Source organism: Streptomyces sp. NA04227 (genome assembly GCF_013364195.1).
Taxonomy (GTDB): Bacteria; Actinomycetota; Actinomycetes; order Streptomycetales; family Streptomycetaceae; genus Streptomyces.
The window spans coordinates 5,478,857-5,494,751 of sequence record NZ_CP054918.1; the positions used below are offsets into that span (position 1 = coordinate 5,478,857).

A 15,895-nucleotide genomic window follows, 5' to 3' on the forward strand; every position below is an offset into this window, starting at 1 on the left:
GGCACTGCACCGTGCCGTACGGACGAGCGGATCCGTATCCGTATCCCTATCCGGATCCGTCCGGGGATCAGGCCCCGTGCCGCACCGGGATATGCGTGAACGTCGGCTCCGGCGCCGGGTTCTGGAAGAAGTCGTTGCCCTTGTCGTCGACCACGATGAAGGCCGGGAAGTCCTCGACCTCGATCTTCCAGACCGCTTCCATGCCGAGTTCCTCGTACTCGACGACCTCGACCTTCTTGATGCAGTCCTGGGCCAGACGCGCGGCCGGGCCGCCGATGGAGCCGAGGTAGAAGCCGCCGTGGGCGTCGCAGGCGTCGGTGACCTGCTGGGAGCGGTTGCCCTTGGCGACCATCACCTTGGAGCCGCCCGCGGCCTGGAACTGGGCGACGTAGGAGTCCATCCGGCCCGCGGTGGTCGGACCGAAGGAGCCGGAGGCGTAGCCCTCGGGGGTCTTGGCGGGGCCCGCGTAATAGACCGGGTGGTCCTTGAGGTACTGCGGCATCTCCTCGCCCGCGTCCAGGCGCTCCTTGATCTTGGCGTGGGCGATGTCGCGGGCCACGACCAGCGGGCCGGTCAGCGAGAGGCGGGTCTTGACCGGGTACTTGCTCAGCTCGGCGAGGATCTCGTCCATCGGCTGGTTCAGGTCGATCCGTACGACGTCACCGCCCTCGTCGAGGTGCTCGTCGGTGGTCTCGGGCAGGAAGCGCGCCGGGTCGGTCTCCAACTGCTCGAGGAAGACGCCCTCGGCGGTGATCTTCGCGACCGCCTGGCGGTCGGCCGAGCAGGAGACCGCGATGGCCACGGGGCAGGAGGCGCCGTGCCGGGGCAGGCGCACCACGCGGACGTCGTGGCAGAAGTACTTGCCGCCGAACTGGGCGCCGATGCCGATCTTCTGCGTCAGCTCGAAGACCTTCTCCTCCAGGTCCTTGTCGCGGAAGCCGTGGCCGAGCGCGGAACCCTCGTCGGGGAGCTCGTCCAGGTAGTGCGCGGAGGCGTACTTGGCGGTGCGCAGGGCGTACTCGGCGCTGGTGCCGCCGACGACGATCGCGAGGTGGTACGGCGGGCAGGCGGACGTACCGAGGGAGCGGATCTTCTCCTCCAGGAACTTCATCATGGAGGTCTCGTTCAGGACCGCCTTGGTCTCCTGGTAGAGGAAGGACTTGTTGGCGCTGCCGCCGCCCTTGGCCATGAAGAGGAACTTGTAGGCGTCGCCGTCGGTCGCGTACAGCTCGATCTGCGCGGGCAGGTTGGAGCCGGTGTTCTTCTCGTCCCACATGGTGAGCGGGGCCATCTGCGAGTAGCGCAGGTTGAGGTTCTGGTACGCGTCGTAGATGCCGCGCGACAGGGCCTCGGCGTCCCCGCCCTCGGTGAGCACGTTCTGGCCGCGCTTGCCCGAGACGATCGCGGTGCCGGTGTCCTGGCACATCGGGAGTACACCGGCGGCCGCGATGTTCGCGTTCTTCAGCAGGTCCAGGGCCACGAACTTGTCGTTCGCGGAGGCCTCCGGGTCGTCGATGATGCGACGCAGCTGGGCGAGGTGGGCCGGGCGCAGATAGTGCTGGATGTCGTGGATGGCCTCCGCGGCGAGCTTGCGCAGCGCCTCCGGCTCGACCTTGAGGAAGGTACGGCCGTCCGCCTCGAAGGTGGACACGCCCTCCGCGGTGACCAGGCGGTAAGGAGTGTTGTCCTTCCCGGTCGGGAGCAGATCGGTGTACGCGAACTCCGGCATTTTCGGCGATTCCTCACTCGGCGGGGCTTCCGCTGGCCTCTGGGCAGCGCCCACCAGGGTAGAACCTGCGCGGGGCGCCGGATCTGTGAGGTAAGGCTCAGTGGGCGGGGTCCGTGGTGGCGGGCGCCGGTGGGTGGTGACTCGTGTATGTGTCGCGAGTGCCGCACGGATTCCGGCCGGGAGGCTTCCCGGGGCGTCGGGACGCTAGTCGCGATCTATCGCGTTCGGTAGGCTGGGGTGGTGGACCTGGAAAAGCACGCGCGCACGCCGGGGCAGTTGTCGGAGCGGACTTCGGGGGAGTCGGGGGAACCGGCCGAATCGAGGGAACCGGCCGGGGAGCCCGCGCGGGCTTCGCTGGCCGAGCCCGGGTCGTCGATGCGCGCCTCGGACGCCGACCGTGACCGCGTCGCGGACATCCTGCGGGAGGCGCTCGCCGAGGGGCGGCTGACGCCCGAGGAGCACGCCGAACGGATCGAGGCGGTCTACGACGCCAAGACCGAGGGCGAACTCGCGCCGTTGGTACGGGACTTGCCGGGGGCGTACGACGGCGCGGGGGCGAGCGGTCCGGGCGCGTACCCGATGCCGGTCGCCGGACGGCCGGTGCCGGGGACGATTCCGGCGGAGGCGGACGAGAACCTGGTCGCGGTGTTCAGCGGCTCCGTGCGCAAGGGCCGGTGGCGGGTCGGTCGCAGGACGCACGCGTACGCGATCTTCGGCAGCGTGGAAATCGACCTCAGCGAGGCCGTGTTCGAGTATCCGCAGGTCGTCATCAAGGCGGTCTCGGTCTTCGGCAGTGTGGAGGTCCGGGTGCCCGAGAACATCTCCCTGCGCGGCAGTGGTGGCGGTGTGCTCGGCAATTTCGAGGTGGACACCCTGGATTCCACCGAACCGGATGCACCTGTCGTCTACATCGAGGGCATTTCCGTACTCGGCAATATCGAGGCCAAGCCCAAACGCGGCAAACTCGTCCGCAATCTTCAGCGCAAGTCGCACGGCAAGGGATTCGGGCGGCATCTCGGGCACTGAGCCGGTGCCCGAACCGGTGCGGGCCGGTTGCGGGGCCGGTGTCCGCCGCGCGGAGACGGGCCCGGCCGTGGGGCGAAGTGGGGGTGCGGGATCCGCTTGTGGCGGTCGACCTTCGGCTCTTCGGGTGCCAAAGTCGTTTGCGGTTGTCAAGCGACTTTCCGGCATCCCGCGGCAATGGGCGAGGGCTCAAGCCCCGTTCCAGTGACGCGCGTTGGATTTTCCTGGCCGTAAAACGCCGTAAAAGCCCTCTCGCGGTTGTGCGGGTGCTTAGGGGCGTGCAGGGCGGGTAGTTCTTGCTGCATCGTCACTCGCTCGCGAAGCTGTCGTCAGGAGTAGACCGTGCTGCAACCGCCGCATAAGCCCCTGCAGGTCGCTGCCGTTCGGCCCCAGCGGGTGCCAGTGCGAGAGCGCGACCAGGAAGCCCCCTGGCATTCGGACGCGGTCTGCCGCCGCGACGAGGCCGGTCTCTTCTTCGCCCCCTCCAAGGAGCCCACCGCCGCCCGGCTCTCGCGCGAGGAGGCCGCGAAGCGGGTCTGCGCGCGCTGCCCCGTGATGGTCGAGTGCCGCGAACACGCGCTGCTCCAGCCCGAGCCGTACGGCGTCTGGGGCGGACTGACCGCCGCGGAACGCCGCGTGGTCCTCGCCCGCCGTCGCCGCCGCGACCTCGAACTCCAGAAGGCGGCACGCAGCACGGGCCGGATCGCGGCCGCGGGCTGAGCCCCTCTCGTCCGGAGCCGTACGGCCGTCGCACGGCTGTCGTACGGCTCCGAGGTGTGCCCCGGCGATCTTGGTGCGTGCCGCTGTACGGCTGGGATGTACGCGCGCGTGCGCCCGGGCGTACGCGCCGGTTGTACGCACACAACGGGCGCCCCCCCCTCGCGGGAGGCGCCCGTCGGTGTGCTCGCGGTATGCGGTGCGCGCTTGCTCGGCGCCGCTACTTGGCGCGGTCGAAGTCGATGGCGCTGTAGGCGCGCAGCTTCTTCAGGCGGTGCGTGGAGTCGATCTGGCGGATGGTGCCGGAGCGCGAACGCATCACCAGGGACTGGGTGGTGGCCGTCTCGGCGCGGTAGCGGACGCCGCGCAGGAGTTCGCCGTCGGTGATGCCGGTGGCGACGAAGAAGACGTTGTCGCCCCAGACCAGGTCGTCGGTGGACAGCACCCGGTCGAGGTCGTGCCCGGCGTCGATGGCGCGCTGCTTCTCGGCCTCGTCCTTGGGCCAGAGCTTGCCCTGGATGGTGCCGCCGAGACACTTGATCGCACAGGCCGAGATGATGCCCTCGGGTGTACCGCCGATGCCCATCAGCATGTCCACGCCGGTGCCCTCGCGCACCGCCATCACCGAACCGGCCACATCGCCGTCCGCGATGAACTTGATCCGCGCGCCGGTCTCCCGGATCTGGCGGACGATGCCCTCGTGCCGGGGGCGGTCCAGGATGACGACCGTCACGTCCTCGGGGCTGGAGTTCTTCGCCTTGGCCACCCGGCGGATGTTCGCCTCGACCGGGGCGTTGATGTCGACGAAGTCGGCTGCCTCGGGGCCGGTGACGAGCTTGTCCATGTAGAAGACGGCGGACGGGTCGAACATCGTCCCGCGGTCCGCGGCCGCCAGTACCGCGATCGCGTTGGGCATGCCCTTGGCGGTCAGCGTGGTGCCGTCGATCGGGTCCACGGCGATGTCGACCTCGGCGCCGGTGCCGTCGCCGATCTGCTCGCCGTTGTAGAGCATCGGGGCCTCGTCCTTCTCACCCTCGCCGATGACGACGACGCCGTTCATCGAGACGGTGGAGACGAGGGTGCGCATGGCCCGTACCGCCGCGCCGTCGGCGCCGATCTTGTCGCCCCGGCCGACCCAGCGGCCCGCGGCCATCGCGGCGGCCTCGGTGACGCGGACCAGTTCGAGAGCGAGGTTGCGGTCGGGGGCCTCGGGAGAGACCTCGAGTTCGGAGGGGAGATGATGCTCGGTCATCGGAGCGCACCTTTCTGATGACGAAGAGAGCCGCTCCGCGAGGGGCGACCTCGGTGGGAGGCGGGCGCAGGACGGCCGGGCGTTCCCGGAGGTCGTCCTTCCTTGTGGGCGGGGGACGTGTGGGCGGCGGGAAGAGGATGTGTCCATGACTCTATCCGCCCGCCGCCACAATGAGCAGAGGGCCCTACGCATGAGCGGCGTCAAGGCCCGCCGGGAGCGCGCACGTCAGGGGCGGTGCCAGAGCGGGGACGGCGACCTGCGACCATGGGGGGCGTGGCAGGAAGAAACAGGAACCAGACGGTCCGCGACATGGTGTTGTCGCTGGTCGTCATTGGCGCGTTCGTCGCGGTGATCTGGTCCGTCCTCCCGCACGACGCCACGGAGAAACCACCCAAGGCGGTCACCTACGAGGTCGAGCTGGTCACCGCCCGCCGCGCCGCCGACTATCCGGTGGCCGCGCCCGAGGGCCTGGCCAAGACCTGGAAGGCGACCTCGGTCCGCTACAACGGCGCCGAGTTCAGCTCCTGGCACCTCGGTTTCCACGGCTCCGACGACAGGTACATCGCGATCGAGCAGTCCAAGGAGCGCGCCTCGCGCTTCATCGACCGCGTCGCCCGCCGAGCGGACGAGACCGATGTCACCAAGGAGATCGGCGGCAAGAAGTGGGTGCGCTACGAGGGCAGTGACTACGACGCCCTCGTCCTGAAGGAGAAGGGTTCGACCACCGTGGTCACCGGCAAGGCGACCTTCGCCGACCTGGAGCACATGGCCGGCCTGCTCAAGATGGCCTGAGGACGGCGCTCCGAGCGCGCGTACACGGATACGAGTACGGCACGAACGGACACAAGCGGAGGGGCCCCGGCGTGCTGCCGGGGGCCCTCCGTCGTTCCGTGCGCGCTCGGTTGGTCGCCGACTCAGACGGTCTTGACGACGTCCTCGTACGCCAGGCGCGGTCCGCGCGGCTTCTGGGCGGCCTCGCCCGGCTTGCCGATGTTGATCACGATCAGCGGGGTGTGGTCGTCGTCCAGGAACTCCTTGCGGACGGCCTCACCGTCGAAGCCGGTCATCGGGCCCGCACCCAGGCCCGCGGCGCGGACCCCGATGATGAAGTACGCGGCCTGCAGTGCGGCGTTGAGCTTCGCGTCCCGCTCGCGGGCCGAACGCTCGGTGTAGAAGATGTCCTTGGCCTGGGGGAAGGCCGGGAATAGGTGCGGGAGTTCCTCGTGGAACTCGTTGTCCGCGGACAGGATCGCGGTCAGCGGCGCGGTGCTGGTCTTGGGGCGGTTGCCCTCGGACATGAGCGGCACCAGACGCGCGCGAGCCTCCTCGGAACGGACCAGGGTCACCCGCAGCGGTGTCTGGTTGAAGGCGGTCGGACCGAACTTGACCAGGTTGTAGATCGCCTGGACCTGCTCCTCGGTGACCGGTTCGTCGGTGAAGGTGTTCGCCGTGTGGGCCTCGCGGAACAGCAGGTCCTGGGCGGCGGCGTCGAGAACGAGGGACATGAAGCAACCTTCTCGTGGGCGGGCGGCGTGCGGTGGCACGCCATTGGTCGAGCATGCCCGACCGTACGAGAATGAGCTTTAAAGTTCAACAAATCCCTGCTTGCGGGTGAACGACCTCACAGCGGCAGGGCGCCGGTGGGCCCGTCTCAGCTTCCGTCCCCTCAGCTCTCGTCCTCCCCGTTCCCGCCGGCCTCCTCGGCCGTCTCCTCCGCCGCCAGTGCGGCGTCGAGGCGGGCCCGGGCGCCGTCCAGCCACCGGCGGCAGATCTTGGCCAGTTCCTCGCCGCGCTCCCACAGCGCGAGGGACTCCTCCAGCGTGGTCCCGCCCGCCTCCAGGCGGCGTACCACCTCGATGAGTTCGTCGCGCGCCTGCTCGTAGCCGAGGGCCTCGGCGGCCGCCGTCGCGCCGCCGTTCGCGGGCGCCTGTGTCTCGCTGGTCATCCGTTCCTACCGTCCGTCCCGTTGCTCACACCGTGCACTGTCCGTCGTACGCCGCTGCCTGTCACCGTTCGCCCTCCGGCGTCGCCGCTGCCCGCCCGGTGCCCTCGTCCTCGCCCTCCGCCGCCCGGACCACGTGGAACTCGCCGCCGGACACACGCGCCCGCAGCCGTGCCCCGGCGGGGGCGTCAGCCGGCTCGCGCACCACCGCGCCGTCGGGCGTCTGCAGTACGGCATAGCCGCGGCGCAGGGTGGCCGCGGGGGAGAGGGCGACCACCCGGGCGTGGGTGTGGGCCAGTTCCGAGGAGGCGCGGTCGAGCAGGTGGCCGAGGGTGCGCCGGGCCCGGTCGGTCAGGTCGCCGACCTCCTTGGCGCGGTCGTCGGTCATCCGGTGCGGATCCTGTATGACGGGGCGGGCCAGGGCGTGCGCGAGACCGCGTTCCTCGCGCTCCAGGAAGGCGGTCAGACAGCGGCGGGCCCGGTCCTGGAGCCACCGCACGCGTTCGTACTCCTCGCCGACATCCGGTACGACCTTCTTCGCGGCGTCGGTCGGGGTGGACGCCCGCAGGTCGGCCACGAGGTCGAGCAGCGGGCTGTCGGGTTCGTGACCGATGGCGGAGACCACCGGTGTGCGGCAGCCCGCGACCGTCCGTACGACCTGCTCGTCGGAGAAGGGCAGCAGGTCCTCGACGCTGCCGCCGCCGCGCGCCACCACGATCACGTCGACCTCGTCGTGCGCGTCGAGCTCCTTGACCGCCTGCACCACCTGCGGCACCGCGTGCACCCCCTGCACCGCGACATTGCGGACCTCGAAACGGACCGCGGGCCACCGGTGCCGCGCGTTCTCCAGGACGTCACGCTCGGCGGCCGAAGCGCGTCCGCAGACCAGGCCGATCAACTGCGGCAGGAAGGGCAGCGGCTTCTTGCGCTCGGCCGCGAACAGGCCCTCGGCGGTGAGCGACTTCTTCAACTGTTCGAGCCTGACGAGCAGTTCACCGACGCCCACCGGCCTTATCTCGGTGGCCCGCAGCGAGAGCTGCCCGCGCGGCGCGTACCACTCGGGCTTGGCGAGGACCACCACGCGCGCGCCCTCGGAGACGACATCGGCGACCGCCTCGAAGACCTGGCGGAAGCAGGTCACACTCACGGAGATGTCGTGCGAGGGGTCGCGCAGCGTCAGGAAGACCACTCCCGCGCCCGGCCGCCGCGAGAGCTGTGTGATCTGTCCCTCCACCCACACGGCACCGAGCCGGTCGATCCAGCCGCCGATCAGGCGGGAGACCTGACCCACGGGCAACGGCGCCTCGGCGGACGTGTTCACAGCCATGCGCCCGAGCGTATAGGCCGCCACCGACAAAGCGAGGCCTCGTGTTCACCCGGAGCCGGGCACTCCGCACACCACCCCCCAGAGGGGGACCGGCAGTGCCCCCTGCGGGGGATCCGCACGCACTCACGGCGCCCTACGATGGGGGCCATGACTGCTTCTCCTGCCGGTGCAGCCGGTCCGTCCACCGCCGAACAACAAGGTTCCGCCGCCACCGGCAAGCGGGTCCTGCTCGCCGCGCCCCGTGGTTACTGCGCGGGCGTCGACCGTGCCGTGATCGCTGTCGAGAAGGCCCTGGAGCAGTACGGGGCCCCGGTCTACGTGCGCCACGAGATCGTCCACAACAAGTACGTCGTCCAGACCCTGGAACGCAAGGGAGCGATCTTCGTCGAGCGGACGGAGGAGGTTCCCGAGGGCTCCATCGTGATGTTCTCGGCCCACGGCGTGGCCCCGGTCGTCCACGAGGAGGCCGCCGAGCGCAAGCTCGCCACCATCGACGCCACCTGCCCGCTGGTGACCAAGGTCCACAAGGAAGCCGTCCGCTTCGCCAACGAGGACTACGACATCCTCCTCATCGGGCACGAGGGCCACGAGGAGGTCATCGGCACCACCGGCGAGGCGCCCGACCACATCACGCTCGTGGACGGCCCCGGCGACGTCGCCAATGTCGAGGTGCGCGACGAGTCCAAGGTGGTCTGGCTCTCGCAGACCACGCTCTCCGTCGACGAGACGATGGAGACGGTGGGCGCCCTCAAGGAGAAGTTCCCGCAGCTCATCTCCCCGCCGAGCGACGACATCTGCTACGCCACCCAGAACCGTCAGCTCGCGGTCAAGCAGATGGGCGCCGACGCGGACCTGGTCGTCGTGGTCGGCTCGAAGAACTCCTCCAACTCCAAGCGCCTGGTGGACGTCGCCCTGGTCGCGGGCGCCCGTGCCGCCCACCTCGTCGACTTCGCCGAGGAGATCGAGGAGAGCTGGCTGGAGGGCGTCACCACGGTCGGCGTCACCTCCGGCGCCTCGGTGCCCGAGGTCCTCGTCGAGGGCGTACTGGAGTGGCTGTCCGCACGCGGCTTCGAGGACGTCGAGATCGTGAAGGCCGCCGAGGAGTCGATCCACTTCTCGCTGCCCAAGGAACTCCGCCGCGACCTGCGCGCCGAGGCCGCCGCTCTCGGCGCGGGCAGCGCCGCCGCCGACGGCACGACCGCGGCCGGGGCAACGCCGGGCGAGTAATCCACAGCGCCCGTCGGCACGTGCGGACGGGAGCCAGGTCGTAACGTAGCGTCCATGGAGATCTTCGGCGTGGACATCGGCGGTTCCGGGATCAAGGGGGCTCCCGTGGACCTGGATCGGGGCGAACTGGCGGCCGAGCGCTACAAGGTGCTGACCCCTCAGCCCGCGACTCCCGAGGCGGTGAGCGAGGGAGTGGAGCAGGTCGTCCGTCACTTCGACTGGAACGGCCCGGTGGGTGTCACCTTCCCCGGAGTCGTCGCCGGCGGTGCGACGATCCGCAGCGCGGCCAATGTCGACAAGAGCTGGCTCGGCGTCGACGCGCGAAGCCTGCTCTCCGAACGGCTCGGCGGACTGCCGGTGGTCGTACTCAACGACGCCGACGCCGCCGGGGTCGCCGAGATGCGGTTCGGCGCGGGCCGCGACCGACAGGGCACGGTCATCCTGCTCACCCTCGGTACCGGCATCGGCAGCGCCGTCTTCTCCGAGGGCATCCTGATCCCGAACACCGAACTCGGCCACCTCGAACTGCACGGCCACGAGGCCGAGAAGCACGCCTCCACCAAGGCCAAGGACGATCACGAGCTGAGCTGGGAGCACTGGGCCCACCGGCTGCAGAAGTACCTCGCCCATGTCGAGATGCTGTTCTCGCCGGAACTGTTCATCATCGGCGGTGGCGTGAGCCGCAAGGCGGACAAGTTCCTGCCGCTGATCAAGCACATCAAGGCCGAGATGGTCCCGGCCGAACTGCGCAACAACGCCGGAATCGTGGGCGCGGCGATGCGGGCGGCGGGCACGCACGGGGAGAGGCGCGGGGCTTAGCCGCCCCGGGCGATCCCGGCACGGGCGGCGTCAGGACCCCGGCTTGTGAGCGGCCTCAGGCCCTGGTCGGTCGGGTCGGTCGGGTGGGACGGGCCGGGCGGCCGCCGTTCTGGGCGGGCGGGCGCGGTCCGCGCGGTCGTGGCGGGGCGTTGCGGCGGGCGGCCGCACGACGGGCCATGAGCCGCAGTTTGCGTACGGAGACGATGATTCCGGCGACGAGTGTGCCGCCGTAGAGCCAGCCCGCCTGGAGCGCGAGGGCGGTGAACAGGCCCATCAGGAGCCCGCCGACGCCGCCGTCGGTGTCGGCGACCGGAATTACCCCGACGGCGAAGGCGATCGGGACCACGACCGGCGCCAGGACCAGGTCCGCATTGCGTACCCACAGCGCGGTCAGGGCGGCGACGGGCACGAAGAAGAATCCGTAGACGGTCTGCGAGGAGCCGAGGACCAGCGAATCCGCGTAGGCGATCAGGAACATCGCGAGGGCGCAGAACAGCCCGCCGCCGAGCCCCGTGAGGCGGGGGTTGGGAAGGCGTCGCAGCCGGTCGGCGAGTGTGGGGACCGGGCCGCGCGGTGTCCGGGCGCCGGGTGCGACGGCGGCCGGAGCCGCCGGGGCGGTACGCCGGACCGGCGCCGTGCGGCGCGGTCCGCCCTGCGGAGGCAGGGGCGCGGTCCGGCGCTGCCGGTTCTGGGGGGTTCGGGTCCTGTGTTGCTCCACCGGACCAACGTAGATCCGATGATGTGCCGGATGTTCGCTGGGACACGCGCCTTTCGCCGACCTTGGCCAAGCATTCGGCGGTCCTTCGCACAGGTGGAGGCCTTGCGTGGGTGCGGGGGCCGATGGGGGGGACGGTGTGCGGGGGGTTGTGCGGGCGGGTGGGTGCGCTCCCGGCGTACAGGAGTGCCGGGCTGGTTGGGGGAGTGCGCGCGGGCGTGGAGCGGTGTGCGGTTCGGCGGGGGTGGTGGCGGTGGCTGTGGCGGGGCGGGAGCGCTGTCGTGGGTGCGGATGGAGGAACGGGACGCGTACTGCCAGCGGGGTGCGGTGCGGCGCGGTTTTCGAAGTCGCGGGCGTCACGGCTGCTACCGGCACGGCCAAGCATCGAACCGAACGGAACCGTCCTGCCCTGCCCCGCCCGTCCCTGCCCGCGCCGACAGCAGGCGAGTACCCGCCTGGTTCTCCGCCACCGCGTGCGGCCCTCGCAGTCCTCCGCCCCGGACCTCGCACCGCTGCCGCTACCGCCGAGAATGACGCCAACTCTCCTCCTATCAGCGGAAGTTGTGCACAAAACGCGGTACGAGCACCCGAGTTAGGGGCGAATGAGGTCCGGGTTAGGCGTGGCGCGAATCATTCCGGTGTCCGGTTCGCGGGCGCCCGTCGTACGCAGACGGGTCGCCGAGGCACCGCCGTGGAGGAGCGATGAGCATGCAGGACCCGGCAGGATCACAGACCGGCCCGGTGGGCCTCCCGGAAGCGGACGGACCCGCGCAGTCCGCGGGCACCGCACGGATCGACCGCCGCCTGTTCCTCGGCGGCGTGGGCGCCGTCGCGGCCGGTGCCTTCGTGGCGCAGTCGGCCACACCGGCCGGTGCCGCGGACGAGCCCGTCGGCGCGCTGCCGCGCGAGATGCAGGCGTCCTCGGCGCTGGCGATGCGCACCTTCAGCAAGATCGACGGTACGCCCGTGTACTACTGGCGCGGCGACCGCGGCAACACCACGCTGCGCGACTGGCGGTGCACCGAGGCCTTCTACGACCGCCTCGTGCTGTGGATACGCGACCTGCGCCAGCTCTCCGCCGACGGCGGCATGGGCGGCGTCAACTTCCTTGTCTCCGCCGGTTTCTACGTGAACAAGCCCGGCCAGCACGGCGCCGGTACGGCGATGGACCTGGACCTGGTCGAGTGGGCGGGCGGCCGCCGCAGCGCGCCGCTGGACGGCCACCACGCGGGCGACCGCACCCAGCGCCGCCGCTACCTCGCGGTGGACGCCACCTGCCGCCGCCGGTTCCGGTACGTCCTCGACGGCTGGTACAACTCCGACCACCACGACCACATCCACTCCGACTTCGCCGGACTGCCCACCACTTGCGAGACGGGCTCCTCCAGCGACACCGTCTTCGTCCAGGCCATGTGCAACAACTTCATGGGCTCGGGCCTCGCGGTCGACGGCATCTGGGGCCCCAGGACCACCGACGCCTTCCAGCAGGCGAAGTCCCGCCTCGGCATCACCGGCGACCCGCACAGCAGCATCGACTCCTGGCAGAACATGCTGGCGCGCATCGCCCGCCATGGGTTCGGGGACCAGGCGATCTGACGTACGCGGGAGTCAACTTCCGTATGGGGCCGAGCTCTTGACCTGAACGGAAACTGGAACCGGGACCGGCGCCGGAAGCGGCAGCACCGGCACTCCGAAAACCAACAAGCCTCTGTGACAGGGGACTTGGGCGCTCAGGCTTCCGCTCCACCCTGCCCCCTCTGTCAGCTCTGCCCGCCCTGCCCGGCCACGTCCCCCGCCGCCAGTAGCCGGTGGACGTGGCCAGGCAGGCGCAGGCTGGAGGTGGGGAGGCGGAGGCGGTCGAGCAGGTCGCGGTAGGCCCGGGTGTGCCGGTCGGCCGGGGCGTTCTCGCCGCACAGGCGCAGGGCGACGGCGAGGCGGGCCTCGGTCCGTGCGATCTCCACGGGCAGGGCCATCCGAAGGTGCAACTCCCGTGCCTCGCCCAGGTGTTCGCGGGCGGCCGTCCACTCGCCGGCGCCGAGTGCCGCGTCGCCGAGGGTGCGCACGGCCAGTGCCGTACCGGAGCGCTCCCGGTGGGCGCGCAGTGTGCCGAGTGCGGAGTCGAGGAGGGCACGGGCGCGCGGCCAGTCGCCGTCGGCCAGGTCGGCGAGGGCGTGCACGCGTGCGACGTGGGCCGCGCCGACCTCGTCCCCGATGTCTCCGACCAGTTGCCCGGCCTCGGCCAGCAACTCCCGTGCCCGTAGGCCCTGTTCACCATCGGCCAAGGCCTCCGCGCAGCGCAGCAGCATCACCACACGGGTGCGGTCCGGTGTGCGGTGCCGGTCGAGGGCTTGGTCGTAGTGCTGCACGGCGGCGGTGGTGTCGCCGAGGTCGGCGAGGACGTTCGCGAGGCCGGTGAGCGCGTACACATGGGCGCGTTCGGACAGGCCGAGGTGTTCGGCGCTGCGGACGGTCTCGCGGTAGTAGGCGGCGGCCTCGGGCAGGGCGCCGCGCAGCGCGGTGGCCCGGCCGAGCTGCCAGGAAGCGTCCGCGACGACCTCGGGATCGCCGAGATCCGTCGCCACCCGCAGCCCGCGCTCGGCGGCCTGGGCGAGCTCCTCGTAACGGTCCTGCTGGTACATCGCCCAGCACAGCAGAAAGTACAGCCGCGACAGCCTGCGGTCGGTCGCCGGACCCTCGCCGCAGGAGGCGATCGCCGCCCGGATCACGGCCTCTCGCTCCGCCTCGTAGAAGCGGATGACCAGATAGCTGTCGAGCTGAAGGGCCAGGTCGCAGGCGAGTTCGGCCCGGCGAAGCCGGCAGGCGAGGTGGACGGCGCCGATCAGGCTCGCCTGCTCGGCCGCGAACCAGCGCTCCGGCTGCTGCCGCACCAGCAGGGCGACCGCCGCGGGCGCCTCCTCGTTCAGGGGTACCGGGTCGAGTACCCCGCCGTGGCCGAGCCGCCCCGCCGCCTGCGAGGCGAGCGACAGCCAGCCGCCGAGCAGCCGCTCCAGCGCAGCCTCCCGCTCCGCCCCGGAGTCCTCCGCGAGTACCCGTTCCTGAGCGAAGTCCCGTACCAGAGCGTGGAGTTGGTACCGGCTCTGGCCCGCCTGGTCCACGCCGCACGCCTCCACCAGATGACGCTCGACGAGCTGGTCCAGGAGCCGGGCGGCGCGCTCGAAGCCCACTCCGGTCAGGCTGCCGAGCACCCAGCCCGGCACGCTGTGCGCGTCCAGGAGCCCCAACCTCCGTAGGGCGACGCGTAGTTCGGGGGTGAGGGAGCGGTAACTCAGATCGATGCCCGCCCGTACGTCCAGGTCCCCGACGGCGAGTTGGTCCAGGCGCTGGTGATGTTGCGCGAGCCGGTCGCGGAAGGCGCGTACGGTCCAGTCCGGCCGGGCGGCCAGCCGCGCTCCGGCGATCCGCAGCGCGAGCGGCAGATGACCGCACAACGCGGCGACCTCCGCGGTGGCCTCGGCCTCCGCCCGCGCGCGCTCCTCCCCGGCGAGACCCGCGAGCAGGGACACCGCGTCCCCGGGCGCGAGCGTGGACACCCGGAACACCCGCGCGTCCGCGAGCGCGGTCAGCGCGGTGAGCCGGTTGCGGGAGGTGGCGAGTACGGCGCAGTCGCCGGTGCCCGGCAGCAGCGGCCGTATCTGGTTCTCGTCGTGCACGTCGTCCAGGACGAGCAGCATCCGGCGCCCCGCGAGACGGCTGCGCAGCTCGGCGGCCCGTTCGTCCGGATCGGCGGGCACGTCCTGGCCGTCCACCCCCAGACTGCGCAGAAACCGGGCTGTGGTCTGCGCCGCGTCGGCCGGTACGGCCTGCGACCCGCGCAGATCGGCGTACAACTGCCCACCCGGGAACCGCCCCGCCATCCGGTGCCCCGCATGCAGCGCGAGCGCGGTCTTGCCGACGCCGCCCGGGCCGGTGAGTACGACTACGGGGGCGGCAAGCCCGCGCCGGTGCAGGGCGGTGTGCAGCTCGGTGAGGAGGTGGGCGCGGCCGTAGAGGGTTTCGGGGGTGGGAGGGAGTTGGCGGGGGGTTGGGGGTGGAGGGGGCGTTGAGGGTGCTGGGGATGCGGGATTTATTCGGGTTTCGGTTTCGGTGGGGGTGGGTGTCGGGGGGTGAGGTTGGGTGGGGATGCGGTTCAGGGGAGTGAGGGGTGCGGGCCCGGTCGTCGGTCCCGGTCCGGGCGTGTGTGCGGGAGTGGGATCGAGTGTGGGCCTGGTCGTCGGTCCCGGTCCGGAGGCGGGCGCGGGGACGGGGGCAGGTAACGCTCCGAGGAGGATCTGTTCCTGAAGTCGGCGCAGGGAGGGGCCGGGGGCGACGCCGAGGTCGTCCTGGAGGCGGCGGTAGGCGCGGCGGTAGGTGGCCAGGGCGTCGGCGCGGCGGTCCTGGGCGGCGAGTGCGTGCATCTGGCGCCGGTACAGATCCTCGCGGTGCGGCTGCCGCTCCAGCCACGGGCCGACCTCGGCGAGTACCTCCTCGTACCGGCCGAGACCGAGCTGTACGTCGAGCAGCGCCTCCAGCGCGCGCAGCCGCTCGTCCTCGAGCCCCTGCCGGGCGGCGGCCGCGAACGGCGCCGCGCAGTCGCCGAGCGCCTCGCCGCGCCAGCGGCCGAGGGCGACGGTGAGGAGTTCGGCGGCCGATTCACTCGCGCCTTGGTCGGCGGCGCCGCGCCCGCGCGTGGACGCGGTCCGGAACTCCGCCAGATCGCTGGAGTGCGCGGCGGCCTCCAGCCGGTAACCGCCGTCGACGGTGAGCAGGATCTCGGGGCCCAGCGCCCTGCGCAGCCCGCTGACCAGGTTGTACACCTGGGCCCGCGCACTCCCCGGAGGGTCCTCCCACAGCATGTCCACGACGCGTTCGGCGGTGAGCAGACGACCCGCGTTCAGTACGAGCAGGGCCAGCAGCTCGCGCTCGCGGCCGGGACGCAGCCGTACGGGCTCCGGACCTCGGCGGGCCTCCACCTGCCCCAGAACCCCGAACCACACCCCGCTCGGCGCCTCACAAACATCCCGCACATTCCGCGCATACCGGGTGTCAGGTGTGTCCCGTACGCCCCGCACGTTCCGCATTCGGTGGCCCCTCCGTACGCCGATGCCGCCACATCGCCCGCCGCCCGCGCTCGCATCCTCGGCCCC

General features: G+C 71.3%; 13 protein-coding genes. 6 read left to right on the plus strand and 7 right to left on the minus strand.

Translation table 11 applies throughout. The features are described 5' to 3' along the window. Positions 1 to 67: 67 nt before the first annotated feature. Positions 68 to 1,729: a fumarate hydratase gene (locus tag HUT18_RS23495; RefSeq protein ID WP_176102543.1), complete on the minus strand. Its 1,662-nt coding sequence runs from the start codon at positions 1,727 to 1,729 to the stop codon at positions 68 to 70. A 375-nt stretch (positions 1,730 to 2,104) separates the two neighbouring features. On the opposite strand from HUT18_RS23495, the gene HUT18_RS23500 reads away from it, so the two are divergent. Both HUT18_RS23500 and HUT18_RS23505 read left to right on the plus strand, forming a co-directional pair. Then, positions 2,105 to 2,755 (plus strand): DUF1707 domain-containing protein, encoded by a 651-nt coding sequence (locus HUT18_RS23500; protein WP_176104755.1) that lies wholly within the window; start codon positions 2,105 to 2,107, stop codon positions 2,753 to 2,755. Between the two features lie 339 nt (positions 2,756 to 3,094). Then, positions 3,095 to 3,472: a WhiB family transcriptional regulator gene (locus HUT18_RS23505; protein ID WP_176102544.1), complete on the plus strand. Its 378-nt coding sequence runs from the start codon at positions 3,095 to 3,097 to the stop codon at positions 3,470 to 3,472. Positions 3,473 to 3,689: 217 nt separating this feature from the next. On the opposite strand, the gene glpX is transcribed toward HUT18_RS23505, so the two are convergent. Continuing rightward, complete coding sequence (gene glpX, locus HUT18_RS23510; RefSeq protein WP_176102545.1) at positions 3,690 to 4,721, minus strand: class II fructose-bisphosphatase; 1,032 nt, start codon at positions 4,719 to 4,721, stop codon at positions 3,690 to 3,692. 264 nt (positions 4,722 to 4,985) lie between these two features. On the opposite strand from glpX, the gene HUT18_RS23515 reads away from it, so the two are divergent. Next, the gene (locus HUT18_RS23515; RefSeq protein ID WP_176102546.1) at positions 4,986 to 5,513 is read left to right on the plus strand and encodes a DUF4245 domain-containing protein; all 528 of its coding nucleotides are present in this window, start codon (positions 4,986 to 4,988) and stop codon (positions 5,511 to 5,513) included. A 122-nt stretch (positions 5,514 to 5,635) separates the two neighbouring features. Here the strand turns inward: HUT18_RS23515 and HUT18_RS23520 are convergent, their stop codons facing one another. The 3 genes from HUT18_RS23520 to xseA all read right to left on the minus strand — a co-directional run bounded on the left by HUT18_RS23520 (position 5,636) and on the right by xseA (position 7,990). Next, complete coding sequence (locus tag HUT18_RS23520; protein ID WP_176102547.1) at positions 5,636 to 6,226, minus strand: malonic semialdehyde reductase; 591 nt, start codon at positions 6,224 to 6,226, stop codon at positions 5,636 to 5,638. 161 nt (positions 6,227 to 6,387) lie between these two features. Then, positions 6,388 to 6,666, minus strand: coding sequence for an exodeoxyribonuclease VII small subunit (locus HUT18_RS23525; RefSeq protein ID WP_176102548.1), 279 nt, complete (start codon positions 6,664 to 6,666; stop codon positions 6,388 to 6,390). A gap of 61 nt (positions 6,667 to 6,727) precedes the next feature. Beyond that, on the minus strand, positions 6,728 to 7,990 hold the full coding sequence (gene xseA / locus HUT18_RS23530; RefSeq protein ID WP_176102549.1) for an exodeoxyribonuclease VII large subunit: 1,263 nt from the start codon (positions 7,988 to 7,990) through the stop codon (positions 6,728 to 6,730). 147 nt (positions 7,991 to 8,137) lie between these two features. On the opposite strand from xseA, the gene HUT18_RS23535 reads away from it, so the two are divergent. Both HUT18_RS23535 and ppgK read left to right on the plus strand, forming a co-directional pair. Next, on the plus strand, positions 8,138 to 9,217 hold the full coding sequence (locus HUT18_RS23535) for a 4-hydroxy-3-methylbut-2-enyl diphosphate reductase (protein ID WP_176102550.1): 1,080 nt from the start codon (positions 8,138 to 8,140) through the stop codon (positions 9,215 to 9,217). Positions 9,218 to 9,271: 54 nt separating this feature from the next. Further along, positions 9,272 to 10,036 carry a polyphosphate--glucose phosphotransferase gene (gene ppgK, locus HUT18_RS23540; protein WP_176102551.1) on the plus strand — a complete coding sequence of 255 codons (765 nt, stop codon included), beginning with the start codon at positions 9,272 to 9,274 and terminating at the stop codon, positions 10,034 to 10,036. A gap of 55 nt (positions 10,037 to 10,091) precedes the next feature. Here the strand turns inward: ppgK and HUT18_RS23545 are convergent, their stop codons facing one another. Further along, the gene (locus tag HUT18_RS23545) at positions 10,092 to 10,754 is read right to left on the minus strand and encodes a DUF6542 domain-containing protein (RefSeq protein ID WP_254878772.1); all 663 of its coding nucleotides are present in this window, start codon (positions 10,752 to 10,754) and stop codon (positions 10,092 to 10,094) included. Between the two features lie 699 nt (positions 10,755 to 11,453). Here HUT18_RS23545 and HUT18_RS23550 point away from each other — a divergent pair. Then, on the plus strand, positions 11,454 to 12,347 hold the full coding sequence (locus tag HUT18_RS23550; protein WP_176102552.1) for an extensin family protein: 894 nt from the start codon (positions 11,454 to 11,456) through the stop codon (positions 12,345 to 12,347). A 164-nt stretch (positions 12,348 to 12,511) separates the two neighbouring features. Here the strand turns inward: HUT18_RS23550 and HUT18_RS23555 are convergent, their stop codons facing one another. Then, a complete protein-coding gene (locus HUT18_RS23555; protein ID WP_176102553.1) occupies positions 12,512 to 15,775 on the minus strand; it encodes a BTAD domain-containing putative transcriptional regulator in 3,264 nt (1,087 codons plus the stop codon). Between the last annotated feature and the right edge of the window lie 120 nt (positions 15,776 to 15,895).

What these genes read in the sequence shown, in the direction of transcription:
- HUT18_RS23495 (WP_176102543.1), bottom strand. Translation starts at nt 1,729, where the DNA reads ATGCCGGAGTTCGCGTACACCGATCTGCTCCCGACCGGGAAGGACAAC.
- HUT18_RS23500 (WP_176104755.1), top strand. Translation starts at nt 2,105, where the DNA reads ATGCGCGCCTCGGACGCCGACCGTGACCGCGTCGCGGACATCCTGCGG.
- glpX (WP_176102545.1), bottom strand. Translation starts at nt 4,721, where the DNA reads ATGACCGAGCATCATCTCCCCTCCGAACTCGAGGTCTCTCCCGAGGCC.
- HUT18_RS23515 (WP_176102546.1), top strand. Translation starts at nt 4,986, where the DNA reads ATGGGGGGCGTGGCAGGAAGAAACAGGAACCAGACGGTCCGCGACATG.
- HUT18_RS23520 (WP_176102547.1), bottom strand. Translation starts at nt 6,226, where the DNA reads ATGTCCCTCGTTCTCGACGCCGCCGCCCAGGACCTGCTGTTCCGCGAG.
- HUT18_RS23525 (WP_176102548.1), bottom strand. Translation starts at nt 6,666, where the DNA reads ATGACCAGCGAGACACAGGCGCCCGCGAACGGCGGCGCGACGGCGGCC.
- xseA (WP_176102549.1), bottom strand. Translation starts at nt 7,990, where the DNA reads ATGGCTGTGAACACGTCCGCCGAGGCGCCGTTGCCCGTGGGTCAGGTC.
- HUT18_RS23535 (WP_176102550.1), top strand. Translation starts at nt 8,138, where the DNA reads ATGACTGCTTCTCCTGCCGGTGCAGCCGGTCCGTCCACCGCCGAACAA.
- ppgK (WP_176102551.1), top strand. Translation starts at nt 9,272, where the DNA reads ATGGAGATCTTCGGCGTGGACATCGGCGGTTCCGGGATCAAGGGGGCT.
- HUT18_RS23550 (WP_176102552.1), top strand. Translation starts at nt 11,454, where the DNA reads ATGAGCATGCAGGACCCGGCAGGATCACAGACCGGCCCGGTGGGCCTC.